The sequence below is a fragment of the Thermoclostridium stercorarium subsp. stercorarium DSM 8532 genome (genome assembly GCF_000331995.1).
Classification (GTDB): Bacteria; Bacillota; Clostridia; order DSM-8532; family DSM-8532; genus Thermoclostridium; species Thermoclostridium stercorarium.
In genome coordinates, this window is the sequence record NC_020134.1 from 2,570,424 (window position 1) to 2,597,301 (window position 26,878).

Genomic DNA, 26,878 nt, shown 5'->3' on the forward strand with positions numbered 1-26,878 from the left:
TCAAATATTTGTTCATGCCGCTTTAAAACAGAAGGTCCTTTCAAACGTCAAGTATAAGCTCAAGAAAACTTTTGCCGCCAAGCCGGTTTTCCACCCCGAAATACTCGGCTATTGTCTTTGCGACATCACAAAAGCTGCTTCTGGTATGAAGATTTACTCCCTTTTTGACATGCTTTCCGGTAATAAGCAGCGGAACATATTCCCTGGAATGATCGGTACTTGCCGTGGACGGATCACATCCGTGGTCGGCGGTAATAACCAATACATCCCCATCCCTGAGATTCCCGATTATTTCGGGCAGTCTCCGGTCAAAATCCATTAAAGCCTTTGCATACCCTTCCACATTGTTTCGGTGGCCGTAAAGCATATCAAAATCAACCAGGTTCGTAAACAGCATTCCTTCAAAGTCATCCTTAATCCATTCAATCGTTCTTTCTATCCCTTCGCTGTTTGAACCCGTATGAACCGATTTTGTAATTCCCGATCCGGCAAAAATGTCTTCAATTTTGCCGACCGCGCGGACCTCATAACCGTTTTCGGCAAGGTAATTCAATATTGTTTTGTCAGGCGGCTCAATGGAAAAGTCCTTTCTCCTCTCGGTCCGTGTGTAATTTCCCGATTCCCCCGTAAAAGGCCGCGCAATTACCCTGCCGACGCCATACTCGCCGGTCAGCAGCTCCCTGGCGATCCGGCATATTTCGTATAATTCTTCAACGGGTATCACGCCTTCATGGGCCGCAATCTGGAACACGCTGTCAGCCGATGTATATACGATAGGATAGCCGGTTCTTACATGTTCATCGCCCAATTCCTGTATTATAACTGTTCCGGACGCGGGTTTGTTTCCAAGGGTTTTTCGGCCTATTCTCCTTTCAAATTCCCTCATTAAATCTTCAGGAAAACCGTCCGGGAAAACGGGAAAAGGTTTGTCCAATACAATACCAGCTATTTCCCAGTGCCCGGTCGTGGTATCCTTTCCGGCAGATCTTTCGGTCATTTTTCCGTATGCGCCCGAAAGCTCAATTTTATTTAAATCCGTTGTCGTACGGTATGTTTCGCCGAATCCGTCTATAAACGCAAGCCCCAGTTTTTCCATATTCGGAAGGGAAAAATCCTTTACGAGCTGTGATATATGTCCGATGGTATTGCTGCCTTCATCCCCGTAATTTATGCTGTCGGGCTGCTCGCCTATCCCGGCACTGTCAAGTACAATGACAATAAATCTTTTCATTTTCATGCCTCCCGTCATTAAAGGATATAAAACAAACGCTATTCATATATTATCATTTATCTGTTAAAATAAACAACGTAACTCCCGGAGCAGAAAAAATCCCCTGAAAGGAAAGTGCTGAATGCTTAAATGGTATATAATGACACCTTTGTTCTTATTGACGGTAATTATTTACATGCTTGTTCAGGCTTCAGTATACAAAACGAGATACTATAACCTGAATTTCGGAACGGGGCTAAGGCTTTTGCACCTTACAGACATACATATAAACCTTCTGCTTGTTTCATCTTCCCGGCTAAGAAAAACCATACGCAAAGCAAATCCAGATTTTATACTGATAAGCGGCGACTTGATTGAAAAACCCGAAAATCTGAATAAATTCACAAAATGGTACAAAAATCTTGACATCGGCGTTCCTGTCTTTGCCGTATACGGAAACCATGAACACAGGTGTTTCAGGCAAAATCCGTCATTCAAGGACAACTTTGACATGACAATGAAGCAACTGAATATTCAGTTGCTTGTAAATGACGTGGTCTTTTTTTGCGGGAAAAATTCCGGGAAAGACAAAAAGGTTGCCCTTGTCGGGATTGACGACGTGAAAACAGGCAAGCCCGTCAGCAATGATATATTCAACCGCGTTAAAGGTAACAGCAACATTGTAATAGCCTTCTCCCATAACCCCGACGTTTCCCTCAATATTCCCGAAAAAAGCGTCGACCTGCTTTTACTGGGCCATTTTCACGGCGGCCAGATATGGATGCCGTTTAAAATCGAGTACCTGCTGCTGCGCAGGGACAAACTGAGCAGAATGGGATACATAAAGGGATTTGCAAAAGTACGGGACAACTTAATATACATAAGCAGAGGGCTGGGAACGGTATTAATACCTTTCCGCTTTTTCTCGGTTCCTGAGGTGACGGTAATTGACATTTAAAGCTTTCTCCGCGCTATACTCCGTATTGCTTCTATTGTAAGTTCTATTTCGGTCTCGTTGTTAAAGTATCCCGGACTGATCCTGACAAGTCCCGAGTCTGATGTGCCAAGAGCACGGTGTGCCAACGGCGCGCAGTGGAATCCGCTTCTTGTGCAAATTCCGAATTTTCTGTCAAGTATATAGCTGACCTCGGACGAATCCATATGATGTACCAGAAATGCAAAAATTCCGGAATTTTGCTCCGGCCCGGGCGAAAAAACGGTGATGTTTTCTTCCTTTGACAGGGCTTCAAAAAGCATTGTCAGCAGTTTCTTTTTTTTCAGCCGTATATGCTCGATTCCGGTTTCACTGATAAACGAAATTCCTTTGCCAAGGCCTACAATACCCGGTACATTCAGTGTTCCGCTTTCAAGAATGTCGGGAAAAACCTCGGGCTGAAAAAGGCGATCTGAAAAGCTCCCCGTGCCCCCCTGAATGAACGGTTTTATTTTTATCCCCTCTCTTACATATAACCCTGCCGTTCCCTGGGGTCCCAAAAGTCCTTTATGTCCCGGAAAAGCCAGCATATCAATATTCATCCTTTCAACGTCTATCGGGATTACTCCCGCTCCCTGTGCGGCATCCACCAAAAAGGTTATGCCCAGTTCCCTGCAAATCCTCCCGGCTTCGGTGACCGGCATTATTGCACCTGTAACATTTGAGGAAACTGTCATGCAAAAAAGGTCTATTCCTTTTCTTAAAACTTTTTTAATGCTCTGAACCGAAATTCTGCCGTACCTGTCAGGTTCTACCGTTTCCAGACCGATTATGCCCCTGCTTTCCAGTGTTTTCAGCGGCCGAAGCACCGAATTGTGTTCCATTGCCGTTGTTGCAACAACAGAACCTTCGGTGATTACTCCGTAAATTGCCGCGTTGAGTGCGTAGGTTGTGTTTGGCATGAAAGCTATCCTCAACGGGTCTTTTATATTAAAAAATTTTGCAACGGCTTCCCTTACGTTCAGCACCGCGTCCTCTGTCTGGCGCGCCATGGCATGGGCGCTTCTGCCGGGATTTGCACATCCTCTTTTCAAAATATCCGTCATTGCCTGTATTACCTGCGGAGGCTTAGGCCATGAAGTTGCGGCGTTATCCAGATAAATCATAGCAATACTCCTTTCCCCCGGATATTAAATTATATGACTATACTTCATGCAATTTAACCCTGTACCGGAATGTTAAACCCCGAAAAATTTATTGTGAAGCCGGTTTGCTATGCTTGCTTTTTCAGCTTTTCTGTGGTAAAAAGTTTCTGAATGAAGCAGACAGAATTTTTCATGTATAAAGGAAGGATAATATGAAAATTTATAAAATCACCGACCCTCCAATAAAAATTTACGGACTTAATGTAATTGATCCCGACAACGGGAACTTCTGGCGTCTCACGCCCGACATCATGGAGAAAATGCCCCAGTACAATATAGTGGGTAAACGCTGTATCGGCGGGAGAGTAAGATTTGTCACCGATTCAGCCACCATTACTATACGTATGGAGCTGAAAACCCTTAACGTGGACAGGGCTATTCCGTTGCCCGGCTCGGCGGGAGCCGACGTATACTTTGGTACTGGAATTCAATCCCGTTTTGCCGGATATGTCGCGCCGACAAATTACAATGAAACGGACAAAACAGTTGAAACCAAACTGGTCAAATCCTCAAAGCCTGAAACGGTAACAATAAATCTCCCCCGAAACGAGCAGATAGCATCGATGGAAATAGGCATTGATGACGGCGCAAATATTTACCAGGCCGCTGAATACAGGGTAAATAGCCCAATAATATACTATGGTTCATCGATTACCGAAGGAGGATGTGCACCCAGACCGGGAACGGCTTACACCAGCATACTGTCAAGATGGCTGGACGCCGATTACTTTAACTACGGATTTTCAGGCGGTGCGAAGGGCGAACTTGTATTTGCCGAATATATCGCAAAACATAAAAATATTTCGGTCTTTGTATATGACTATGATCACAATGCGCCGACTCCCGAGCATCTTGCCAATACCCATGAACCCTTTTTCAAGGTTATAAGAGAGGCTCACCCGGATATCCCGATAGTAATGATGTCCCGTCCGGATTTTGACAGGGATCCTAAGGACAGCATTGAACGAAGAAACATAATTTATCAGACATACATTAATGCAAAGAAATCCGGCGATAATAATGTATATTTCGTAGACGGCATGCAGTTCTTCGGGCCTGTGGGCAGAAGTGAATGCACGATTGACGGCTGCCACCCTAACGCCCTTGGGTTCATGCGTATGGCCGAAACCCTTTACCCGCTTATGTCACATCTTCTCAGAGATTACCGTTAAAAAATCAACGGACGGCATTCCTGGCAGAATGCCGTCCGTTTTTCAGCCGCGTTCATTCGGTTCATTACATGCCATGCCCTGCATATTGCCCATATTTGCTAAATAAGGCTTCAAACATATGAGATATGTTTTACGACGAAATGGAATCAAGGTATTCCTTAACCTTTTTCATATCCTGGTACAATTCCTCTTTTTTGGACGGATCCCTCAGAACCGCTGCCGGGTGATAAGTAGGCATTATTCTGAAAAATCCCGGTCTGTCGACCCAGTTGCCACGAACCTTGGTGATGCGCGCGTCACCCCCGACAATGTACCTTAACGCCGTACCGCCAAGACAGACTATAATTTTAGGTTTTATGTATCTTACCTGGAATCTGAGATAAGGAAGACATGCCTCAGCCTCTTCCCTTGTAGGCTCTCTGTTATTCGGCGGCCGGCATTTGACAATATTGCAGATATAATAATCTTCCGGGCTGAACATCAGAGCGTTAAGCAAATGATCAAGGAGCTTTCCAGCCCGGCCGACAAACGGCAGTCCCGTAAGATCTTCCTGTTCACCGGGACCTTCCCCCACAAGCATTACAGGCGCGTTTATATTATTCCCTCTGCCAATGACAACATTGGTCCTTGTTTTGGCAAGGTCACACTTCGTACAGTTTTGGCACGCCTTTACAAAATTTTCGTAAAGTTTCAGGTCCTGCATCATAATTCCCTTCAGAAAATTTTCTGTAGTTATCCTATCACAAAACAGCGGGCATGAAAAGCACCGGACCTGAAAAAGCGTAACCTATTGACGATATTTTTCAGCCCATTCCTGGAATGACAGTTTTTCCTTATCCTTTTTGTTTTTAACGTCTTCGCCTGAAGGATATTCCTTGCCCATTTCGCTCAAATGACTGTTTTTGTTGATAACGCCGTTGAATTCAGAGGTTTTTTTCAGCCTGTATACACCTTTCTTCTTTACAAATTTTGTCTTTTCGCCAAAGACGTCCTGATCATATCCATTGACCATAGTATCCCTCTTTCTTTGAAATGAATTATTTTAAAAAACTATTTTCAGAAAAATTAAAGAAACACCGAAAAACAAACCATATCAACAAAACACATCTTAATGCATTTGTATTGTGCCCGGTTAAAAGGGATACTATGCGCAGTTTTCTGAGGTTTCTGCGAAAAAATCCCGCTCGCTTAAAATTCAGCCGCGCCGGCGACAGATGAACAATTGCACAAATACCGGCAAAATCTCAGAATATTTCATTTCAGGAATTCATGCAAAAAGGGCAGGAATCCCCGCCCCTTTGGGTTCATTATTACAGACTGTATTATTTGTACAGTAATTCGAAATTATTTTTTTCCTTCTGCAGAAAAGCCAGGTTAATACTGTTTATAAACTCTTCATTTGTCTTTGTTTGCATCAGGCGGTTTATAATCATTTCCGTCACTTCCGCCGTGCCCATGTTGCTTATTGCCCTTCGTATAGCCCAGACAGACTCGAGTTCCTTCTGACTCAAAAGCAGTTCTTCACGGCGTGTTCCTGAACGGTTAATGTCTATTGCGGGGAATATTCTCTTTTCAGACAGCTTTCTGTCAAGATGCAGTTCCATGTTACCCGTTCCCTTAAATTCTTCGTATATAACATCATCCATACGGCTTCCGGTGTCTATCAGGGCGGTGGCTATGATTGTAAGGCTCCCTCCGTTTTCAATATTTCTTGCTGCACCGAAAAATCTTTTAGGTTTATGCAACGCACCGGGATCAAGACCACCTGACAAAGTTCTTCCCGTCGGCGGAATGGTTAAATTATACGCTCTCGCAAGACGGGTTATACTGTCCAGTAACACCACCACGTCCTTCTTTTGCTCAACAAGCCTCTGTGCACGTTCGAGCACCATTTCGGCCACTTTAATATGATGCTCCGGCAGCTCGTCAAAAGTACTGTAAATTACGTCGCCCTTTATTGAGCGCTGCATATCTGTTACTTCTTCCGGCCTCTCGTCAATAAGCAGCACTATTAATTCCATGTCTTTATAATTTTGGGTAATGGCATTCGCAATCTTTTTCAGAAGAACTGTTTTACCTGCTTTTGGAGGAGAGACAATCAACCCTCTCTGACCTTTGCCTATCGGAGCAATTAAGTCTATCAGCCTCGTCGACAGCTCCATTGGTTCGGTCTCCAGGGTAATCCTTTCATTGGGATAGATGGGCGTAAGCTGATCAAAGGGTTTGCGCTGCTGTGCGACCTCTGGTGGATCTCCGTTTACCGACAGTACGTATAAAAGCGCCTGGAATTTCTCGCCTTCTTTTTGAATTCTTCCCTTTCCTACAATCTTGTCGCCTGTTTTTAAATTGAAACGCCTGATTTGTGACGGGGAAACATAAATATCCCGAGGTCCCGAAAGATAATTCTGTCCTCTTAAGAACCCGTAACCATCGGGTAAAACTTCAAGTATACCGCTCACCGGCTCATCACTTTCAAGTTTGGAAAGGTCTCTTATATGAACCGGTTTTACGCTGTATTCCTTTGTTTCCTTAACATTGCTTTCAGTGGAAGTCTCTTTATCCTGAACCTTTTCCTGTTTATCAGTTCTTTCCTGTTTATCTTGTTTATCCTGTTTATCCGTATCCTCAACAGCCGTTTCCCGTTCGGTTTGCTGTTCTGAAGCCGGCTGTCTGCTTTCGCCGGTTTCGGCTTTTTTCTCCTCTTTTACAGCGGATTCGGTAACAACTTTTTCAGGATGTTCGGTATCTTTTTTGGCTTCTTCTTTAGCCGTCTCTTCGGTTTGCGCCGTTACAGTTGTTTCTTCCTGCTTATCATATGTTTCACCCGCTGCATCCGATTCTGCAGTTTCCTTATCCTTTTCTTCAGCGGGAACAGGCTGCTGTACGGCTTGCATCTCATTTTCCTCGGCATCCTTATTTTTTCTCGGACGCCCCGGTCTTTTTTTCACAGTAGCCTGCATCGGCTGGACAAGTTCGTCCTTTTTTTGTCCGGCTTCCAGTATTTTTTCTATTAATTCCTGCTTTCTGTAACGGGTTATGCTTTTTATACCCATTACTTTGGCAATATACCTCAAATCATTCAGGCTCTTGCCTTGCAGTTTCGCTATATCTTCCATGACACACCGCCTTATTCTGTTTTTCGTAATTGAAATCTATATTTGATTGGTACGGATGATTAAACCAATTATTTTTTCACGAAACGCCCGGGTTATTATATTGTTTATTGTTTTCAATTTTTATTGGCCCCGGGTGCCTGAATAAGTATACAATTTCCTTAACCTAATAATAGATCATATTAAAAATTTTGGTTTTTGTGAACACCAAAATATATTTCCCGCAGAAAAACCAACAAAATAACTAATTAATCTTTCATATATCCGGATATAAACTGGATTTTGTTGTGTCACTGGGTAGTTATTACGATCAACCGACTATAACAAAGCCCTTATCAATATCATGGACTGAAATACCAAAAATGATACATGTCGCAGGGAACAGCTTATACGCCTCTGTTCTGTTTTTTACTATAGCAGCTTGGTAAGGGCGTTGTCAATACCCTTTTCTAATATGTTTGCAAATTATTTTTGTCTATTCGTCTATTATATCAAGTTTTACTCCTTTTCTTTTGGCGAAGGCAAGAATGTTTTCAGGTACATCTGAATTCTTTTCTTCCTTTTTGTTATTAAGCACCGATACATTAACCTCCAAACCGGTAACTCTTTTTACGGTATCGGCTATTACTGACATATTGCCGTTCTCGTTCAGTATGCGCCGTTTGAATTCGTCTTCTTCCTGAAATAATATGCCTATGGTTTTATCGTCAGTCCAAACCGCCTTTGTTCCTATCAGGCTGCTATAGAGCTTCATACGCCCAATACCTGAAAGTTCCTTCAGAACGCTTTCCCATTCGGTAAACGGCTTAAACTGCGTTTTATTCTGAGTTTTGGAATTTTCGTCATTTCGTCCGGTATTGGTCTCCAGGCCGTTTTCAAAAGCCTCCGTCACGGGCCTGGTTCCATTTTCACCGTCATTTTTCACAGCACAGTCTGAGGCAAAATCCTGCCGCAATTCCCCTTTAACAATTCCTTCCTCAATTTCCCTCAATCTGTCTTCAAGAAGTTGAATACGCTCCGCAAGTTCCTCTTCTCCGTAACCAATATCCCTCGAACAAATACGTAAAAACGCAGTTTCAATCAGAATACGCTGGCTGGAACTCCATCTTAAAGAAGCTTCAAGGCCGGTCAGTTCACGTATTACCGCAAGGCCTAAAGGCATGGACATTTTCCCTGCGAAATTCTGAACAGCCTTTTTTTCCTCCTCGGTTACGCTGTATAAATGGGAAAGGTCGCCGGTGGTTTTAAAAATAAGAATGTCCCGCATGAAACGGATCAAATTATGAATGAATTGCCCCGGATCCATTCCTTCCGAAAATACCAAATCAATCTGCGAAATTGCCTCTCTGCTTCTCCGCTCTAAAAAATAACCCACCGTATTAATTATCACCGTACCCGGCGCAACCCCGACGATTTTTTGAACCGATTCCAGGTCCAGTTCAGGCTTTCCTGTGGAAATACACTGATCCAGTATGCTTATACCGTCCCTTAAAGCCCCCTCGCTGAGCGAGGCAATAAACAACGCCGCTTCTTCAGACAAAGCCACACCGCAGTCCTTTGCAATGGAAATGAGCCTGTTGGCTATTCCCCGTGACGTTATGCGCCGGAAATCAAACCTCTGACATCGTGAAAGCACGGTGGCAGGAAGCTTATGGGGTTCGGTCGTCGCCAAAATAAATATTACGTGTTCGGGAGGTTCCTCCAGAGTTTTCAGTAAGGCATTGAAGGCGCCAATCGACAGCATGTGCACTTCATCTATAATGTACACTTTCCTCGAAGCCCTCGTGGGAGTATATACCACTTCGTCAATTATGTTTCTTATATTGTCTACGCTGTTATTGGACGCAGCGTCGATTTCCATGACGTCAAGTATCGTCCCGTCGATAATTCCCCTGCATATCTCACACTTGTTGCAGGGATTACCGTCAACGGGATTCAGGCAATTAACCGCACGGGCAAATATCTTCGCCATCGTGGTTTTTCCCGTACCCCGGGTCCCGCAAAATAGATATGCATGGGCTATTTTTTTTGAAATAACCGCATTTTTCAGTGTTGTTACTATATGCTGCTGTTCCACGACCTCATCGAAGGTCTGAGGTCTATACATTCGGTATAATGCCAGATGTGACGTTTTAATCACCCCTTGCTTAGGTCAGCCATTCCCCCAAATAAAGAGGCTCAAATTTCAGATAATCCGCAGACACCAGGTGGTACCTTATCCCGTCAATTTCTCCCTCAGTAGCGGAATTACTGCTTTTGCCATGAAGATGACCGTAAATGCATATATTCACACCGTAGTTTTTCATTATATCCACAAACCCTGTAGGGTTACCCCTGGCTGAAAAAGGAGGATAGTGAAGCATTGCAATTTTCGTTCCGCCGAAATTTTCGGTTAATTTCAGCGATATTTTCAGCCGTTCCAGCTCACGGTTATATATTTTTTCGTCCTCGGCTGAAAAATCTTCGTCTTCCGGATTCTTCCATCCTCTTGTTCCGACTATCGCCAGGCTGCCGTAAAAAAAAGCGTTGTTATGAAGAAAGGCAATACTGTTCAATGACAGACTTTCTTTAAACTTGTTCAGTTTACTGTGGGTTGTCCACCAGTAATCATGATTTCCCTTTGATATTATTTTCTTTCCGGGAAGCGCTTCCAGATACAGAAAATCGGGAGCGGAATTTTCAATATACGTCGCCCATGATATATCACCGGGAATCAGGACCAGATCATCGTCATTTACGGCTTTAATCCAGTTTTCCCGGATACGGTCCATGTAATTTTCCCATACCCGATCAAAAATATCCATGGGTTTGTTTTCGGCCAGTGAAAGGTGTAAATCCGATATCGCAAATACACGCATAGCCTATTCTTTTCCCTTTTGTTCAATTATGGCAAATTTAATTATTCCCTCTGCCGCCGTCTGGTCCTGAACCGAAGCACGCACTCTGGCCTTCCCCATCCCATGGCGCATCTGAATGAACTCAACTTCAAGCCTTAAGGTATCTCCCGGCACCACCTGTCTTCTGAATTTCAAATCCTCTATTCCTGTAAACAGCGGAATCTTTCCCCTGTTCTCTTCCAGCATCATCCCCGCTACACACGCTGTTTGAGCAAGGGCTTCAACAATCAGTACACCGGGCATTACGGGATATGACGGGAAATGGCCCTGAAAAAACGGTTCGTTAATGGTCACGTTCTTAATTCCGACCGCCCTTATCACAGGTTCCAGCTCCAGTTCGGTTATTCTGTCCACCAGAAGGAATGGGAACCTGTGCGGGATAATTTCCTGAATAGCGGTTATATCCAGCGATTTTTTCTCCATAAATACTCTCCCGGACAAAATTTTTTAAATTACCCCTGTTCCCAGTTGTGATAAATATTCTGCACGTCATCGTGATCTTCAAGCTTTTCTATCAGTTTTTCCATGTTTGCGATCATTTCTTCATTGGTCAGCGTTGTTGTTGTCTTCGGAATCATGGCAACTTCCGCGCTTTCAAACTTATAGCCTTCCTTTTCCAGTGCATCGGCAACTTTCGAAAAGTCCTGCGGCTCGGTGATTATTTCATAATACTCATCCTCAACAGCCACATCAAGAGCACCGGCTTCGAGCGCAGACATCATGAGACTGTCTTCGTCTATGCTGTCGTTTTTTTCAATTATAATCTGCCCTCTTTTGTCAAACATGAAAGACACACATCCGGTTGTTCCGAGGTTTCCGCCGTATTTGTCAAAAATATGTCTTATATCCCCCGCGGTGCGGTTTCGGTTGTTCGTAAGGGTTTCCACAATAATTGCAACGCCGCCGGGACCATAGCCCTCATAAACAATTTCCTCGTAATCATCGGTGGATATATCCCCGGCTGCTTTTTTAATGCTTCTCATTATATTCTCGTTAGGCATGTTGTTGGCTTTCGCCTTTGCAATTGCATCCTTCAGGCGGGAATTCGTTTCGGGATCGGGCCCGCCGGCCTTAACTGCCATCGCTATTTCCCGGCCCAGTTTAGTAAATATCTTTCCCTTCTGCGCATCGGTTTTTTCTTTCTTGTGTCTGATATTGGCCCATTTCGAATGTCCTGACATAACCTCACCTCAAATAAAATAAATTCATATCGGTTTTTAGTTACAGTATATTCTCTCATGACATCAGAACAATTTCAACATTATTGTATTAAAATAATCACTTAACAAAATTTCCTTCTTCGTCAAAATAGGCATGTATTTTGTTCCCAAAAACAACCTCGGTTTTTCCGCCGGTAATTTCTGTCAGTCCATTGCAAAAAGAATCCTTTCTCCCTTCCTCTATAACCAGTACCACCTCTACGCTGTCGGTAAACCGTGTATCCTTAACCGGATAATTATTTGTCTCAAGAAAGTTCCGTATCTTGCCGTACAATGCGTAATCCACCCGAACACAGGCCTCACAGCATAATTTTCTTATTACCGTAGTGGTATTGTCAAGGGCGGAAATTGCAGCCTTGCCGTATGCCCTTACCAATCCCGAGGCACCAAGAAGTATGCCCCCGAAATACCTCACAACCACTACCAGGACGTTTACAAGCCCTTTTTTCCTGATGGCCTCAAGTATGGGCAGACCTGCCGTCCCGGAAGGCTCACCGTCATCGCTGAAACGCTGAATCTCCGTTTCATTTTCTATTATATAAGCATAGCAGTGATGCCTTGCATCATAATATTTTTTTCTAAGAAACTCCAAGTGTGAGAAAACTTCTTCTTCCGAACTTACGGGAAAAACCCACGCCAAAAAACGTGATCGTTTTTCTTCATACTCTCCTGTACCGATGTTCAAAACGGTACGAATATTTTCGTACATCCGACCACTCCGGTAAAAGCTTTTTTAATCACCCTTTATTCTATCAGAAAACATGCGGATATGACAAATGAATTATATAGGGATGTGATAAACCGAAAGGCGAATTTTTTCTGTAAATTCCGGCGAAATCACGGCCAGCCAGGAAATTTACACAGTCCGCCACATTCCGGGAGTAATTTATACAAATTACTCCCGGAAAATTTATATGATATTCAACATTTTATCGGCCAACCCCCAGGCTGATCCGTTATTTTCGTTTTTAATCGCTTTAGCTTGCAATCTGAACCAGTTCCTTAAATTTCAGATAAGAAACGTGAAGTAATGAACGATCCTGACTGTAAGTTATTTTTTCCATTGCCTCTTCTATTGTGAAAAATCCGGCATCCTGAAATTTCTCAGGTTCTCCTATTTTATAATCCTCACTTTCGGCGAGCATAATAAACCATGTTATACGGTTGCATACGGGCTGTTGCCTTGTTACTGAAAAGAATTCATAGTTGGTTCTACCTGCCGGTGAAATAATTGTGGCATTAATCCCGCCTTCTTCCCTCACCCTCCGCAGAGCCACCTCGCTTTGCGGCTCATTGTTTCTGATTACTCCCTTCGGAAAAACCCACTCCCCTTTTTCGTTCTTAAGAAGAAAAACTTTGTGGTTTTTTGAGAAAACCACACCTCCGGCGCAATTGCGCAATATCATATCCCATTACCCCTTTCATTTATTCTTATACGGTTCCCCGTAGTACGGACGGAAGGATAAACAGGTTTTAAAGATAACAAAAAAGGCACCATGATGAAATTACCAACAATTTCATTCAGGTGCCTTATAAACAGCTTATATAAATTTTTTAATACACACTTGTTAAAAAAAGTTAAATGAAATCCTTCCAATTTTACTACCTGCTTTCCGGCATATTATTCGAAAAAACTGTTGTTTGCCCTTCTAAAACCCTGCGCAGTATTTGAAACATCAATAAATTCATAATCAGGATTTCCAAACTGAGGCATGATGTCTTCCGGATTTTTTTTGGAGTATATGTCAATTATACGAAGATCCTGTTTCGAAAGCCTGATTTTTTCGTCTGTCAAAATTTCCAACTCCTTTTCAGGAGGATTCAACAAAATGTCACTTAAACCAAAACCGTTTTTTGTGCATCTCTTACTTATATTTTACCACAAAATTTGATTTTTACTACATCTTTAATAATATTTTAATATTATTTTATGATTAATATTCAGGTTCTATTAAACCGTAATTTCCGTCCTTACGTTTATAAACCACGTTTACTTCCTCGGTTTCGGCATTGGTGAATACGAAGAAATTGTGCCCCAGAAGATTCATTTGCAGTATGGCTTCCTCAACATCCATGGGTTTTATCGCAAACCGTTTGCTTTTTACAACTTTATAATTCTCTTCCTCTATGTCTTCTTTTATGTCAAAATTTTCAGGGATAACACTTTCCTGGCGAATTCTTTTTCCAAGTTTGGTTTTGTTTTTTCTGATTTGACGTTCCAGTTTGTCAATTACCATATCTATTGAAGCATACATGTCATTTGTCGTTTCTTCAGCCCTGATGAAGAGATCTTTGGAAAAAATGGTAACTTCGCAGATGTGACGGTTTTTTTCCACCTTGAACATAATATTGCATTCGGCGTCAGATTTGAAAAATTTCTCGATTTTGCTCAGTTTCTTTATTGCCCGTTCCCTTAATGCATCGGTCACTTCGATGTTTTTGCCGTTTACAATGTACTTCATATCCCATACTCCTTTCGGGAATTAGAATAGTTCTCCTTATCCAATATTATATATTAATATCGGATAATTAACATCCGTTTGTTTATTTTTTACCCGCAAAGAATTCGCATGAAACATTATTTGCACGCAGTACAGGCGGTTTAAACAGGATATCCACAAATGCACAGCAGTTATTCACAATTTATCTGAAAAAGCTGTGGATAATGTGAATAACTCTGTGAGTAACTATTACCGGTTGTATCTCAGGTTGTGGATAAGTTATGCACATTTTTGTGTATGTATGTGGGGAAGGTTTTAAGTTCAAAACAAAAATGGCCATTATCCGCGCGGGACACTGGCCATTTTCACTGCCTTCAGACAATAGTCGTCCTTTAAGTGTCAGTGGGTATCTACCCTTTCGGCGCCATTCTCATGAAGAATATTGAGTATTTCTTCAACCTTGTCGTCGTCTGTCCGCATTGTGAATACAACTTTTCCCTGTCTGATGTCATTCTCATATTTTCTGCTTTCCTGTTCAGGAATACCCAAATCAATAAGCCCTCCGATAATTCCGCCCGCAGCGGCACCACCGATGAGTCCGGTTATCGGTCCGGCGGCTGCAATAATCCCCAGGCCGGGTATTGCAACCATACCAGCTCCAAGCAGAAGGCCTGCAAGGCCACCTATTATGCCTCCGGTTACAGCCCCATTGGAAATATTGTCATTGGTCACGCCCTCTACTCTCTGACCGTTCCCTTCATCCTGGTTTTTAACCATTATTGAGATCTCATCGGTACTGTATCCCCGTTCCTTTATTTCCCTTGCCGCTCTTTCAGCGTTTTCCACCCTGTCAAATATGCCAACTATGGTTGCCATAAAAATATCCCTCCTTACAGCGTCGCTCTGATAAAGCGACAAAAAAATACTATATATGTTGAATAAAAATTCAACATATATAGTATTCCTGCAAAAATTTACGATTATTCGAATTCAATCAGGTTTCTGAGTACATCGTTTTTAATATTGAAATCGCAAATCGCCTCAAGTGTAGCCTGCCTGCGCGCCAGCAGCGAAATTTCGGTGTCTATCATATCCCTGCGGCTTATTACGCCGGCATTATATTTTATTTCCAGTGTTTTAAACCTGCTGTTTTCCAGTTCTTCCCGTCTCAAGGCCAGATCCAGTGCATCTGATGCGGTAAGAAGCTCGTTATATGCATTCCTTATTGATACTTCCAAATCTGTTTCGGCATCATACAAATCCTTTTTTGCCTTTTCAAATTCATAAACTTTTTTTTCATAAAAGTCATGGCCGGGCTTCAGATGCTGTTTTGTAATTTCAAGCTTTTTTTCCGCCGCTTCCAGAGCCATTTTTTTCTGATAAACCAGGGTATTGTTCTCTTTCGCCTTAATTATGGCATTTTCAATGTCAAAAATGTCAAGTACATAAGGCGTTCCTATTTTCTGAAGCTTATAATCAAATTCAATTCTGCAGTCATCGCTTAAGTCCACATGCAGCTTTTGTTTCATATTCAAAATATTTAAAGCCAGAGCGGTTTCCATGTTTTTAAGCTCAAGTCTTTCCACCGACAAAGCCAGTTCCTGTTCTGTTATTTCTGCCTCTGAAACAAGCCCCTCGTCAAAACGCTGCAAATCTATCTGATACTTTTCCTCGAGCAGATCTATCCTTTTCTTTTTTATCTCAATGCTTTCCTGCGCAAGCAATACCTTCATCATTTCCTGGTAGACATCGGCCTTAATCTGCCTTATGTTGTCGGCTTTTTGCCTTTTTGCAACCTCAAGGTTTACCTCTGCTTCAAAAGGCCCCACTTCTTTTATTATTTTTCTTTCAGCAACTTCCTGGGGCGTTCCGCCTATAAACCCCTTGATCGCCTCTTCCTTTGCCTTTTCCAATGCGCTTTCCATCGCCTTTATATTATAATCATCCAGTTCGGGCTGAATTGAGTTTTCCACTGCGGTTTCCACCGCCGATTCATAGGTGAATCTGACAACATTCTCTTCAGCATGGGCAAACGTACCGGTGGCAAGCATGCAACAAAGGATTAACACAACAAATTTTTTCATTTACACCTCTCCTTTCATTCAGTAACCCCCGGGCCAACCGAGATTGCGCGGTAAAACCTATCCTGCTTGTTTAAATAACTTATCAGGCTCATATTCACAGCAAATTCAAGGTTACTTATCGCAAGTTCGGTCTGCTCCACCGCTGAGGCCGGTATAAGTCCTTTTTCATACTGCTTTTTCAAAGTCTCGAGCTGATTTTTCTGCCTTTCCAGGTTAAGTTCGGCAAGTTTCAGATTATTATAACTCTTTTTCAGATCCTTATAAGCCTGACGTATTTCCTTTTCAATATCATATTCCTGCTGAACAAGGGTAAGCTTAAGGTTTTCCAGTTCATCCTGCGCTTCGGCATAGTCCTTAATCGTATAGTAATCGAATTTGTAAACATTTTTATGACGGTAGATTTCCATTCTCAGTTCAACAAGCTCAATCTGCCTCTTTGTACTCCAAATCTCCATGCGGTTTTCCAATGCACTTTTTACAGCCTCGTCCTCGGTTATCCGTATATCTTCTGCATCGGTCCTCGGGGTACCAATCAAATCATACCTGAAATCCAGAGGTAGGCCTGCAAGCCGGTTAAATGTACGGTGCATATTTTCAAAATCCCGTTTCGCCTTTTTAACCGAATTTTCGGCTTCTTTCAAATCCAGCACCGCTTCCTCAAGCTCAAGTTCGGTTATTATGCCTTTATCAAAAAGCTCCTGCTGTCTCTGCAGATTTTTTCTTGCCAGTTCAAGGCCCTTTTCCGCCAGTTTCACCGAATGATATGTACTGTACAGTCCCAGAAAAAGTTCGTCTGCGGCATTTGACAGAGCATTTTCTGTGAATTTTACAGTCTTTTCCTTAACTTCATGGCTGAATTTAAGGCTTTCGGGGACAAATTCCTTGGCCATCCTGAGCTGCATCTGTTCGGCCGATGTATAGTAGTAATATTCCTCCTCCCCGGTAAAAGGGTTTTCAAATGAAAACTTTTCAATGTCAATGCTCTGCGCTCTGGCCGCCTGCTCCTCGTATTCCTCCTTGGCAAACCGTTCTTCTTCCTTTGCATTCCAAAGCTGAGTGGAATTCTTTACAACAAGTTCAACCGCAGTTTGCCTGTTCAGAATGTTTTCCGAAACAGCCCGGGCCTGTGGAATAAACCATACGAAAAAAACGGACATCAATGTAACAAGGGCGGTTACTTTTTTTCCCATAATAGCCCTCCTTTTTATCTGTTCTTTGCCCTGCACATTTATTATATAAACGTAAATTCATCCTGAAAAGTCTGAAATACGCATTGAGTGCCCGAACTGTTCAGGACGCGTAATCAGCCTGTCTGCAAGGGGTCTTGCTTAACGGACCGGAACCCGCCCGGAAGCTGAAAAATTATTCCCTGGCAAAAAATAAAAAGGGTTCTGCCTCCGGTAATCCTTTCTTAGAGGCAGCCCTTTTTTTTTTCAATTATTGCGCAAATTAACGCCGGGATTCAGACGCTGAAAGCGTCGTTTCCTCCTTGTGGATGTTTTTACTTATTGTTGTTTTTCTTTTTTTGTTGTTCGTTATTCGGGTTTACCTCCTGCGCAAATTCGGTCAGGTTCTCTCCCAACTGGTCATTGCACAGGTTGGTATTCTTTTTCTTCTGTTCCTGAGTATTGTTATTGCGGTTTTCATTCTGATTACGGTTTTGGTTTTTGCTCACTTTCCGAACACCTCCATTGATTTCAGTTTTTACCGTCCAATAAACATTTGGACGAAAATTTTACCGTACTTCGGACTCTGATAAATTCCGATTCCCGTATAATTGAAATTTCCGTTCAGGATGTTTTTTCTGTGTCCTTCGGAATTCATCCACGCCTTAACAGCGCCTTCCTCAGTACTGTTCCCTGCTATATTTTCTCCCGCAGATTTAAAACTTATACCAAACTGTCTCATCATATCAAAAGGTGATCCGTATTTTGGGGACTGATGCGAAAAATAGTTGTTTTCAACCATGTCTTTTGCTTTGAGCCTTGCAACTTCCATAAGTTCAGGATCGGCCTTCAGGGCCGCAAGACCTGCCTTGGCGCGCTCAGCATTAATCAAATCAAGCAGCTCCTGTTCGTCCTTGGACAGAGTGACACTTGACGGAACCGGAGTAGGTGTCGGCGTTGCTGTCGCTTTTGGAGTGGAAGTACCTGTATCGGGAGTCTGATTTACTTTGTGAGGTGGCTGCAGATATTTGCTGCTGACACATCCAACCAATCCGGTATTCGGCTCGAAAATTACGTACCATCCGTCAATCTCCGCTAATACATTGACCCACTGATTCTTCTTCAGCGTACCTATAATTTGATACTTCGTTGACGGTCCTTTCCGCACATTCAGCTCATAAGCAGTAACAATTCCGCTGATAAAGTCCACCCTTTTCCACGTCATTTCGGCATTGGCCGGGGTCATATCGCGGCTTAACATGCCAAACACGCCTGTAAACAGAAAGGTAAGCAGAAGAACTGCTAAGACTTTTCTTTTCATATGTTCCCTCCTCATACCATAATCTGGATCCCATGGTTTCACCCTGCAAAGGCAGTGAAATTTCCTCGCAGTTCCGTTTTTGCCACAGAATCCGCATTGTAATAAATAGTATGTCTCGGGAGCATCAGAATTATTTACAGAAAATAAAAAAATTACACAATTCAAAGCTTTCTTTGAATTGTGTAATTTTAGTTTAAACAAAAATCCTCGGCTTTATTCCTGATTATATGTCACCGAATTTTTTACTCATGAATCTGATTAACAAATATCCGAGAATCAGGGTCGCAGCCGAAGCGACTATTTCCAGTACCGCCGGCAGGATTTCAGAAACAACTTCGCCGGTACCGCCCGAAAGAATTGTGTCAAATCCTTCCGGAAGCCCCGGGAACACCTCTATCACCGACCCTACCACAAAACCAAGTATCAGAAGATATGTCTGCCTTGGCTTTTTATTCATGCTGTTTTCAAGGATCCTTGTTGTAGTAAGAACCCCGAAAACCACCCCCAAACCGATGGGTATAAGATAGTTCAGCTTAACATTGCTTATTGCGTCTATAAAAACGTCATAAAGCCCTATAGCCAGCAACATGAATGAAGTGCTTATCCCGGGAAGGATTAGCGCCACTGCGATTACTATTCCGGCGACAAAAAGAAAAACAAACTGCAGAATTCCGGTAGAATTTGCAAGATTTACAATCGTTACGTTAAAAAGATTCATAATAAGGACAATGACAAAACCGGCGGCAAAAAAAATCCAGTCGACCGCCTTTTTATTTCCCGTATCGGTTTTCTTATACAAAACGGGTATGCCGCCGATAATAACGCCAATGAAAAGGTAGATCATGGGATACCTGAAATTGGCAAGCAGGTATTCCATGAGCCTGCTGAAGCCGAAAAGGCCTATCACCCCGCCGATTCCTACGGTTGCCAGAAATACGGCATTTTTTCTGACATCACTGAAAAATGAACTGATTGAATGAATAATATCATCATACACACCCAAAATAATAGCCATTGTTCCGCCGCTGACACCCGGAACAAGTGTGGCAATACCTATTATTATTCCCTTTAAGACATTCACAAGTTTATCCATCAATTCTTCCTCCTGCCGGTCATTACCGCGACCGCGTCAAGACCGTTTCATTAATAGGCCTTGCCCCAGATCACCATGTGTTTTGCAGGTCTTCCGCAGCATACGCAGGTATCCGAAATATGCTCCTGCTCAAACGGTATGCAGCGGGCAGTTGCGCTTGTCCTCTCCTTCACGGCATTTTCGCAAGCTTCATCGCCACACCACATGGCTTTAATGAATCCGGGTGTTTTTGTGATAATTTCGTCAAATTCATCCATGGTTTTTGCAGTATAAGTCTTTTTATTCCTTTCCTGCGTCGCCCTTACAAGCATGTCTTTCTGAATGCGGTTAAGAATTTCGGGGATCGTATCCCCCAGATTATCAAGGGAAACAAAAATCTTTTCTCTTGTATCGCGGCGAACCAGAACGCACCGGTTGTTCTCGATATCCTTCGGTCCCAGCTCAAGGCGCAGCGGAACACCTTTCATTTCGTATTCGCTGAATTTCCAGCCCGGCATCTTGTCACTGTCGTCAATCTTCACCCGGGCCACCCTGCTTATCCTTTCAGTTATTTCCCTTGCCTTTTCCAGAACTCCTTCCTTATGCTGCTGTACGGGAATTACCATAACCTGAACCGGAGCCACTTCAGGCGGCAGCACAAGGCCGTCGTCATCGCCGTGAACCATGATTATCGCTCCGATAAGCCTTGTAGTCATACCCCAGGATGTCTGATAAACATATTTCAGCTCATTGTTTTTGTCGGTATACCTGATGTTAAACACTCTTGCAAATTTGTCGCCAAAATTGTGAGACGTACCCGTCTGAAGCGCCTTTCCGTCATGCATCAGGCTTTCTATCGTAAATGTTGCCTCTGCACCGGCAAATTTCTCCTTTTCGGTTTTCCGGCCCTTAATCACCGGAATTGCCAGAATATTCTCACAGAATTCGGCATATATATTCAGCATTCTGATTGTCTCTTCCATTGCTTCTTCGGCAGTTGCATGCGCCGTATGGCCTTCCTGCCACAAAAATTCCAGTGTCCTTAAGAACGGGCGAGTTGTTTTTTCCCACCGCACAACCGAACACCATTGGTTATATAATTTGGGAAGATCCCTGTAGGAATGAATGATATTTGCATAATGCTCACAAAACAGGGTTTCGGAAGTGGGCCTTACACAGAGCCTTTCGGTGAGTTTCTCATTCCCGCCGTGGGTAACCCACGCCACTTCCGGCGCAAAACCTTCAACATGTTCTTTTTCCTTCTGCAAAAGGCTTTCGGGGATGAACAGCGGCATATACACATTTTCATGCCCGGTTTCCTTAAACCTTTTGTCCAGATGCTTCTGGATAAGCTCCCAGATTGCATAGCCATACGGGCGTATTATCATACATCCGCGCACGCTGGAATAATCCACTAAATCGGCCTTCTTCACAATATCGGTATACCACTGGGCAAAGTCTACATCCCTTGGAGTTATGGCTTCCACAAATTTCTTTTCGTTTGACATATATCCGCACTCCTCCTAAAGATCATCTGTTAATCTTATTTCGGTAACAAGCTGGATAAGGCATGTATATAAAAAAACGTCCCTCACGACAGGGACGGAAAAACCGCGGTACCACCCACATTGGTATTACTACCCAGCTCGAAAGCTTTTATCGCAAGCCAGACGGCAATTTCATCAATTGCTTCTCCGGGGTGGGAAGAAAAGTCTTTTGTTCAGAAGCCTTCCACCTTATGGCTTCATTCTCTGGGAACAGTTTACTTTTCGCAGCCCCTTCATCAAATTTGCCGTATGAAGTTTTTCAGAACCCTCCGGCAAATTCAGTCCGTCACTGTACGATGGCAAAGGCTGAATAAACACCGGATATTCTTAATATAGTATAGCTTTTTTTCCGTGTCAAGCAACCGGGCAAATTACCGTTTGCCTTTAAATATTTTTGCACTGCAGTAAAAATTCCCCGAAACTGCATTTTTTATCCGCGCACTCATCCCTTTTAATAAATTGTTCTCCCTTTTTCATCAGGAATTCCGCTTTTCCTGTAGAAATATGAATTTATAACGTCGCGCCATTCAATAGCGTCCCTTATCTGTATTTCCAGTCTCCCGAGGACGTGTTCAAAGCGTTCCTTATCTATCAGTTCTTTCAGCGTAAGCCATTGTTCCCTGAATTTCCGGACCTGCTCAACGCCCTCAAAATGTGTATCATAAATATGCTGGATAAGCGTTTTCCCTGATTTCAGCCTGTATGTATACGGCACATAATGGAAGAACAGCAACAGCTCTTCGGGGCAGGTTTCAATGTTATTGTACATTTCGGCATTTTCTTTGTGGTACCTTCCTGCAAAACCCGTACCTGTTTCAACCGAACGATCAACGCCGATGCCGAAGCAGTCTGCACGGTGATATGTACCCCACGGCGAATATTCATATCCGTCCACGTTCGGGCCATAATGGTGCCCGGGATTAACCATCCAGCCAATGCCAAGCGGTGAAGTGTAATTTTCGTATGTTCTCCAGGATTTCAGCAGAATGCTGCTTATTGTTTTAACTACATAGGGATGCGACGAAAAGGTAAGACGAACCCATTCTTCGGTAATTTCCTCAGCGCTCCTGTCAGGATTGAAAGCCAGACATCCGTAACCGTACAGATTGGCCTGGGCAAGAACGTGTCCGGTCCAGTTCAAATCGCTGCCGATATTGGAAACCGCAGCAATTCCCCCGTATTTCTGGGGATATATTTTACCGGCTATTATTTCCCTGACCGTTGAGCCCCTGCCTTCCGCAAAAGTGTCAAAATCAAGGATTTCTTTCCACTGCGGGACAAGATAGCATATATGCTTCTGCTGCCCTGTGTATTCCTGCGTAATCTGAAGCTCCAGCATCTGATTTGTCTTCGTCAGCCCGCCGAACAACGGCGATACCGGTTCACGCACCTGAAAATCCATTGGCCCGTTTTTGATCTGCAGTATTACATTATCCATAAATTTTCCGTCAAGGGGCATGAAAGTATCATAGGCTGCGTTGGCTCTGTCGGTCTTTCTGTCCCGCCAGTCCTGCTTGCAGTTATATACAAAACAGCGCCATATTACAACACCCCCGAAAGGTTCCAGAGCCTTTGCAAGCATATTGGCTCCTTCGGCGTGATCCCTGCCATACGTAAACGGGCCTGGCCTGTATTCCGAATCGGCTTTTACGAGAAAACCTCCGAAATCAGGTATGTAACTGTATATTTCTTCCGCCTTTTCACGCCACCAGTTCTGAACCCTTACATCCAGCGGGTCGGCAGTGGGCAGCTCTCCCAGTTCAACCGGGCTTGCGAAATTCACCGACAGGAATACGGTTATGCCGTATTCCCTGAATATATCAGCGAGTTTGGCCACTTCAGGAAGGTAAAGTTTTGTTATCAGGCGGGTTTCATGGTAATGAACATTGACATTGTTAATCACAATACCGTTTATACCGATGGACGCAAGGAGTCTTGCGTAATCTCTCACCCTTGTTTTGTCGTCTATAAAGCCATTATTGGCGTAAAAGATGGAATTTCCCGCATAACCCCTCTCTATCGTGCCGTCCATATTGTCCCAGTGGTTGATCATGCGAAGCATGTTCGCCGGATTGTTAACAAGGTTTATTTTCTCAAGCGGAGTCTCCAGCTGTAAAAGCCTCAGGAACGCGAAAACTCCGTATAAAACCCCCCTGTCGGTTTTCCCGGCTATTATGGTTTTTCCGTCCCGGTACCGGACAATGTATCCCTCTTTTTCAACACCTGATGCCAATTCTTCCGGAAGACTTTTTATGTTTTCGCAAAAGCCCAGGACAATTCCTCCGTCAGAATCCGCCGTATCTGCCGGAGCTTTGCCCAATATTTTTTCAAGGCCAAATTTAAGCTCATTTAATGCGGTTTTAAAAACCAGCGATTCCTCAAGCACAGATATTCCGGAAAAAGCCTCGGTATATTCCTTCAAAACTTCGGCGTTTTTTATAGTACGATAAGACAGCCAGCAGTCATAAGAAGGGTTTTCTCCGAAATTTGGCAGTTTCATGGCAGTTTAATTACGTAAAAAACGTAATTTTCTCTCCTTTCCATGCATATTTTATATAAGCCCGTTTTCCGCAAAACTGTAGTAATGGTTTCCCGACACGATTATATGATCCACCACCCTGATTGATATTGCCCGTAAGGCCTCTGATATCCTCCTCGTTACTTCTATATCGGCGGAAGAGGGTTTCAGACTTCCGCCAGGGTGATTATGCGCCAGTATCACACTGTTGGCCTGGTATCTCAGGGCGGTTTCCACAATAATCCGCGGGTAGACAGGTGCTTCGTTAATTGTTCCTTCATGTACAAGCGCGGCATAGTTCAACTGGTTCTGGGAGTTAAGGCAGCATACATAGAATGCTTCGTAATTCCTGCCGATGAAAAGTTTGGTTATATACTCGCCTGCTTTGGAAGAGCTGTCAAGCACCGGTTTTCTTCCCTGCTTTAATAGCATGTACTTTCTGGCCAGTTCGGGAACCATTGTCAGTAAAACGGCTGTATTTTTGGACACCTTCCCCAACGACATAAGTTGCTCGGGCGTGGAATCAAAAATTGCTTCAAGGGTGCCAAATTTTTTTATAAGCCTGTGGGCAATTTCATTGGTATCCTTTCTGGGTATGGCATAAAACAGCAGCAGCTCCAGCACCTGATGATCTTCAAAGGCCTCAAGGCCTTCTTCAATAAAACGTTGTTTCAGTTTTTCCCTGTGACCTGAATGCAAATTCTCAGCCATCGCTGACCTCTCCAATACATAATGTTTATTTGCCCATAAAACACCCCATTTAACTCAGTTTAAACAGAGTCCACGGATAACAGGTAGGCGGCAGTGATGTAAAACTGAGAATTTCATCTTTAACGGGATGCTTAAATGACAACTGATACGACCAAAGGGCCAGGTTATCGGTAAAACCGTTTTTACCGGTCTTGCCATATTTGGCATCACCAATTACCGGATGACCGTTATGCGACAGCTGTACGCGTATCTGGTGAGGCCTTCCGGTTATTAAATTTATTTTTAAAAGTGTCATGCCGTCAAACCTGTCAATAACATCGAAATGCAGAACGGCTTCATATGAGTTCGGCGTACCCTCGGGCACAACACTTACTCTGTTTTCATTCCGGTTTTTGATCAAATAATTGTGCAAAGTTCCGCTTTCGGTTTCAAAAGAACCTTCGGTCACGACAAGATAGGTCTTCTGCATTTTACGGCTGCGAATTTGTTCAGACAGCCTTGACGCCGCCTTGGAGGTCCTTGCAAAGACCATCACTCCGCCTACCGGCCTGTCAAGCCGGTGAACCAGCCCTAAAAACACATTGCCGGGTTTACTGTATTTTTCCTTTATATAATTCTTTAACATTGACAACAGATCGGGATCCCCGCTGATATCGGCCTGTACGGGTATATTAGGCGGCTTTTCCACCACCAGCAGGTGATTGTCTTCATATAACACGCTGATATTGTTTCTGACATCCATCTATTTCAACTCCGCCAAATTACAGTCATACATGCACATGCAGACGCAGGTCTTATCCGCCGTAGTTATATGTAAAAAAACAAAATAACCAAAATTTGTATATTTCATACGCAATTTATATAATATCCGTATTTTCATACTGCGTCAAGTCATAAATCAGAGCGCGTTATCCGTACAACAGACGTAACTTTTACCGGAATTAACCGTTTAAACTCATATAAACCCTTTGAGCCGGATAAATAGACTTATTTCCGCTGAAAACATACGCAACTGTTGATATTATGAAAAAATACGGCAGATAATCATACCCGAAAATCTCCGCTCCGACAAAAACAGGAGCGAGAACGGTATTTGTAGCGCTGCCGAATACAGCGACAAAACCAAGAGCCGAAACAAATTCGCCAGGCAGTCCGAAAACAGGTGCCAACACAACTCCCAGGCTTGCACCTATCGAAAAAAGCGGGGTGACTTCGCCTCCCTGAAATCCGGCGCTCATAGTCAGAATTGTAAGCATAAATTTGAACAGCCAGTCATACGGATATACTTTTTCATGAAAAAAAGCGGCTTCTATTAAATTTTCCCCCGATCCTGAATATCTTCCTCCGTGTAAAACCATAACCAGAACACTTAATATGCAGCCCATTATAAAAATTCTTAATATCGGGTTGTTAATGCGTTTATTCAAAAAACTTCTGGAAAAACTGAAAACATAAGCAAACAGTCCGCCGGTGATCCCGAAAATAACACCCAGAAGGATAATTTTAAGAATAAGGAATATACTGAGACTAAAGGTACAATTTAACCCTACGGTAAGCTTTTCAAGCCCCAGCAACCGTGAAGTATAATACGCTGCGAAAGACGCAATTATTGAGGGAAACATGGCACAGTACTCCATCACGCCGGCGGTGAAAACCTCCATTGCAAAGAAAGCGGCAGCCATAGGTGTCTGGAACATTCCTGCAAACCCCGCGGCCATTCCGGTGATAAGCAGAACTTTGGACCGGTTTTCAATATTTAACTTTTTCCCCACGGAGTAAGCAATAGTTCCTCCAATCTGAACGGCAGCCCCTTCCCGTCCGGCGCTGCCTCCAAACAGATGTGTCAGCCATGTACTGCCCATGAGCAATGGAACCAGCCTTTTCGGTATGCTTTCTTCTTCACCGAATGCCGCAGAGAAAATAAGCGACATTCCTTTTACGCTGTTTGCGCCTATGGTGGAATATGTATACATTATGAGCATCCCTGCTATCGGCAGAAAAGGCGTCAGTTGAAAAAAATGTCTTTGTCTTATTTCCCCTACTTCCGTTAAAACCCGGCCAAAAAGAGTTTCCACAGCTCCAATCAGAATTCCCAAAAAGACAGCCGCGACCCCCAGCAAAATTTCATTCCGGTAACGATTCAGCAGCATTTTCACCCATGACATTCTGTTTTCCCTTCTTTTTCAAAATAAAAAGCTAACGCTCCTGAAAACCAGAAGGCATTAGCCGTAAATTGTTAAGTTTTTAACTTCCGAAAACCTTTCTTC

General features: G+C 43.3%; 26 protein-coding genes. 2 read left to right on the forward strand and 24 right to left on the reverse strand.

Going from position 1 to position 26,878, the window contains the following annotated elements; translation table 11 throughout:
- Positions 1 to 40 precede the first annotated feature (40 nt).
- Complete coding sequence (locus tag CST_RS11090; protein WP_015360006.1) at positions 41 to 1,231, reverse strand: phosphopentomutase; 1,191 nt, start codon at positions 1,229 to 1,231, stop codon at positions 41 to 43.
- A 121-nt stretch (positions 1,232 to 1,352) separates the two neighbouring features.
- On the opposite strand from CST_RS11090, the gene CST_RS11095 reads away from it, so the two are divergent.
- Positions 1,353 to 2,168, forward strand: a complete 816-nt coding sequence (locus CST_RS11095) for a metallophosphoesterase (protein WP_015360007.1) — start codon at positions 1,353 to 1,355, stop codon at positions 2,166 to 2,168.
- On the opposite strand, the gene CST_RS11100 is transcribed toward CST_RS11095, so the two are convergent.
- Positions 2,165 to 3,310 carry an aminotransferase class V-fold PLP-dependent enzyme gene (locus CST_RS11100; protein WP_015360008.1) on the reverse strand — a complete coding sequence of 382 codons (1,146 nt, stop codon included), beginning with the start codon at positions 3,308 to 3,310 and terminating at the stop codon, positions 2,165 to 2,167. The genes CST_RS11095 and CST_RS11100 overlap by 4 nt on opposite strands.
- 191 nt (positions 3,311 to 3,501) lie before the next feature.
- Between CST_RS11100 and CST_RS11105 the strand changes: the two genes are divergently transcribed.
- Complete coding sequence (locus CST_RS11105) at positions 3,502 to 4,521, forward strand: SGNH/GDSL hydrolase family protein (protein WP_015360009.1); 1,020 nt, start codon at positions 3,502 to 3,504, stop codon at positions 4,519 to 4,521.
- Between the two features lie 130 nt (positions 4,522 to 4,651).
- On the opposite strand, the gene CST_RS11110 is transcribed toward CST_RS11105, so the two are convergent.
- The 22 genes from CST_RS11110 to CST_RS11215 all read right to left on the reverse strand — a co-directional run bounded on the left by CST_RS11110 (position 4,652) and on the right by CST_RS11215 (position 26,776).
- Positions 4,652 to 5,227 carry a uracil-DNA glycosylase gene (locus tag CST_RS11110; RefSeq protein ID WP_015485136.1) on the reverse strand — a complete coding sequence of 192 codons (576 nt, stop codon included), beginning with the start codon at positions 5,225 to 5,227 and terminating at the stop codon, positions 4,652 to 4,654.
- A gap of 81 nt (positions 5,228 to 5,308) precedes the next feature.
- Entirely contained in the window at positions 5,309 to 5,533 is a 225-nt protein-coding gene (locus CST_RS11115; RefSeq protein WP_015360011.1) for a hypothetical protein, read from the reverse strand.
- Positions 5,534 to 5,843: 310 nt separating this feature from the next.
- Positions 5,844 to 7,637, reverse strand: coding sequence for a transcription termination factor Rho (rho, locus tag CST_RS11120; protein WP_015360013.1), 1,794 nt, complete (start codon positions 7,635 to 7,637; stop codon positions 5,844 to 5,846).
- A 472-nt stretch (positions 7,638 to 8,109) separates the two neighbouring features.
- A complete protein-coding gene (gene dnaX / locus CST_RS11125; RefSeq protein WP_015360014.1) occupies positions 8,110 to 9,741 on the reverse strand; it encodes a DNA polymerase III subunit gamma/tau in 1,632 nt (543 codons plus the stop codon).
- A 40-nt stretch (positions 9,742 to 9,781) separates the two neighbouring features.
- On the reverse strand, positions 9,782 to 10,492 hold the full coding sequence (locus CST_RS11130; protein WP_015360015.1) for a metallophosphoesterase: 711 nt from the start codon (positions 10,490 to 10,492) through the stop codon (positions 9,782 to 9,784).
- Positions 10,493 to 10,495: 3 nt separating this feature from the next.
- Positions 10,496 to 10,954 carry a 3-hydroxyacyl-ACP dehydratase FabZ gene (gene fabZ, locus CST_RS11135; protein ID WP_015360016.1) on the reverse strand — a complete coding sequence of 153 codons (459 nt, stop codon included), beginning with the start codon at positions 10,952 to 10,954 and terminating at the stop codon, positions 10,496 to 10,498.
- A 29-nt stretch (positions 10,955 to 10,983) separates the two neighbouring features.
- Entirely contained in the window at positions 10,984 to 11,712 is a 729-nt protein-coding gene (locus tag CST_RS11140) for a YebC/PmpR family DNA-binding transcriptional regulator (RefSeq protein ID WP_015360017.1), read from the reverse strand.
- A gap of 97 nt (positions 11,713 to 11,809) precedes the next feature.
- The gene (locus CST_RS11145; protein ID WP_015360018.1) at positions 11,810 to 12,460 is read right to left on the reverse strand and encodes a YigZ family protein; all 651 of its coding nucleotides are present in this window, start codon (positions 12,458 to 12,460) and stop codon (positions 11,810 to 11,812) included.
- 268 nt (positions 12,461 to 12,728) lie between these two features.
- Positions 12,729 to 13,157, reverse strand: coding sequence for an NUDIX hydrolase (locus CST_RS11150; protein WP_015360020.1), 429 nt, complete (start codon positions 13,155 to 13,157; stop codon positions 12,729 to 12,731).
- Positions 13,158 to 13,372: 215 nt separating this feature from the next.
- Positions 13,373 to 13,546, reverse strand: coding sequence for a hypothetical protein (locus tag CST_RS13575; RefSeq protein ID WP_015485137.1), 174 nt, complete (start codon positions 13,544 to 13,546; stop codon positions 13,373 to 13,375).
- 139 nt (positions 13,547 to 13,685) lie between these two features.
- On the reverse strand, positions 13,686 to 14,213 hold the full coding sequence (gene hpf, locus CST_RS11165; RefSeq protein ID WP_015360023.1) for a ribosome hibernation-promoting factor, HPF/YfiA family: 528 nt from the start codon (positions 14,211 to 14,213) through the stop codon (positions 13,686 to 13,688).
- 378 nt (positions 14,214 to 14,591) lie between these two features.
- A complete protein-coding gene (locus tag CST_RS11170) occupies positions 14,592 to 15,068 on the reverse strand; it encodes a general stress protein (protein ID WP_015360024.1) in 477 nt (158 codons plus the stop codon).
- Positions 15,069 to 15,172: 104 nt separating this feature from the next.
- Entirely contained in the window at positions 15,173 to 16,276 is a 1,104-nt protein-coding gene (locus CST_RS11175; RefSeq protein ID WP_015360025.1) for a TolC family protein, read from the reverse strand.
- A gap of 14 nt (positions 16,277 to 16,290) precedes the next feature.
- A complete protein-coding gene (locus CST_RS11180) occupies positions 16,291 to 17,466 on the reverse strand; it encodes a TolC family protein (RefSeq protein WP_015360026.1) in 1,176 nt (391 codons plus the stop codon).
- 311 nt (positions 17,467 to 17,777) lie between these two features.
- Positions 17,778 to 17,951, reverse strand: coding sequence for a hypothetical protein (locus CST_RS13580; protein ID WP_015360028.1), 174 nt, complete (start codon positions 17,949 to 17,951; stop codon positions 17,778 to 17,780).
- Positions 17,952 to 17,980: 29 nt separating this feature from the next.
- On the reverse strand, positions 17,981 to 18,763 hold the full coding sequence (locus tag CST_RS11185; protein ID WP_015360029.1) for a CAP domain-containing protein: 783 nt from the start codon (positions 18,761 to 18,763) through the stop codon (positions 17,981 to 17,983).
- A 223-nt stretch (positions 18,764 to 18,986) separates the two neighbouring features.
- Positions 18,987 to 19,856: a DUF368 domain-containing protein gene (locus CST_RS11190; protein WP_015360030.1), complete on the reverse strand. Its 870-nt coding sequence runs from the start codon at positions 19,854 to 19,856 to the stop codon at positions 18,987 to 18,989.
- Between the two features lie 50 nt (positions 19,857 to 19,906).
- Positions 19,907 to 21,343 carry a proline--tRNA ligase gene (gene proS / locus CST_RS11195; protein WP_015360031.1) on the reverse strand — a complete coding sequence of 479 codons (1,437 nt, stop codon included), beginning with the start codon at positions 21,341 to 21,343 and terminating at the stop codon, positions 19,907 to 19,909.
- Between the two features lie 490 nt (positions 21,344 to 21,833).
- Positions 21,834 to 23,882 (reverse strand): alpha-glucuronidase family glycosyl hydrolase, encoded by a 2,049-nt coding sequence (locus CST_RS11200; RefSeq protein WP_015360033.1) that lies wholly within the window; start codon positions 23,880 to 23,882, stop codon positions 21,834 to 21,836.
- Positions 23,883 to 23,933: 51 nt separating this feature from the next.
- Complete coding sequence (radC, locus tag CST_RS11205; protein WP_015360034.1) at positions 23,934 to 24,611, reverse strand: RadC family protein; 678 nt, start codon at positions 24,609 to 24,611, stop codon at positions 23,934 to 23,936.
- Positions 24,612 to 24,660: 49 nt separating this feature from the next.
- Positions 24,661 to 25,353 (reverse strand): RluA family pseudouridine synthase, encoded by a 693-nt coding sequence (locus tag CST_RS11210; RefSeq protein WP_015360035.1) that lies wholly within the window; start codon positions 25,351 to 25,353, stop codon positions 24,661 to 24,663.
- A 199-nt stretch (positions 25,354 to 25,552) separates the two neighbouring features.
- Positions 25,553 to 26,776 carry a chloride channel protein gene (locus tag CST_RS11215; protein ID WP_015360036.1) on the reverse strand — a complete coding sequence of 408 codons (1,224 nt, stop codon included), beginning with the start codon at positions 26,774 to 26,776 and terminating at the stop codon, positions 25,553 to 25,555.
- Between the last annotated feature and the right edge of the window lie 102 nt (positions 26,777 to 26,878).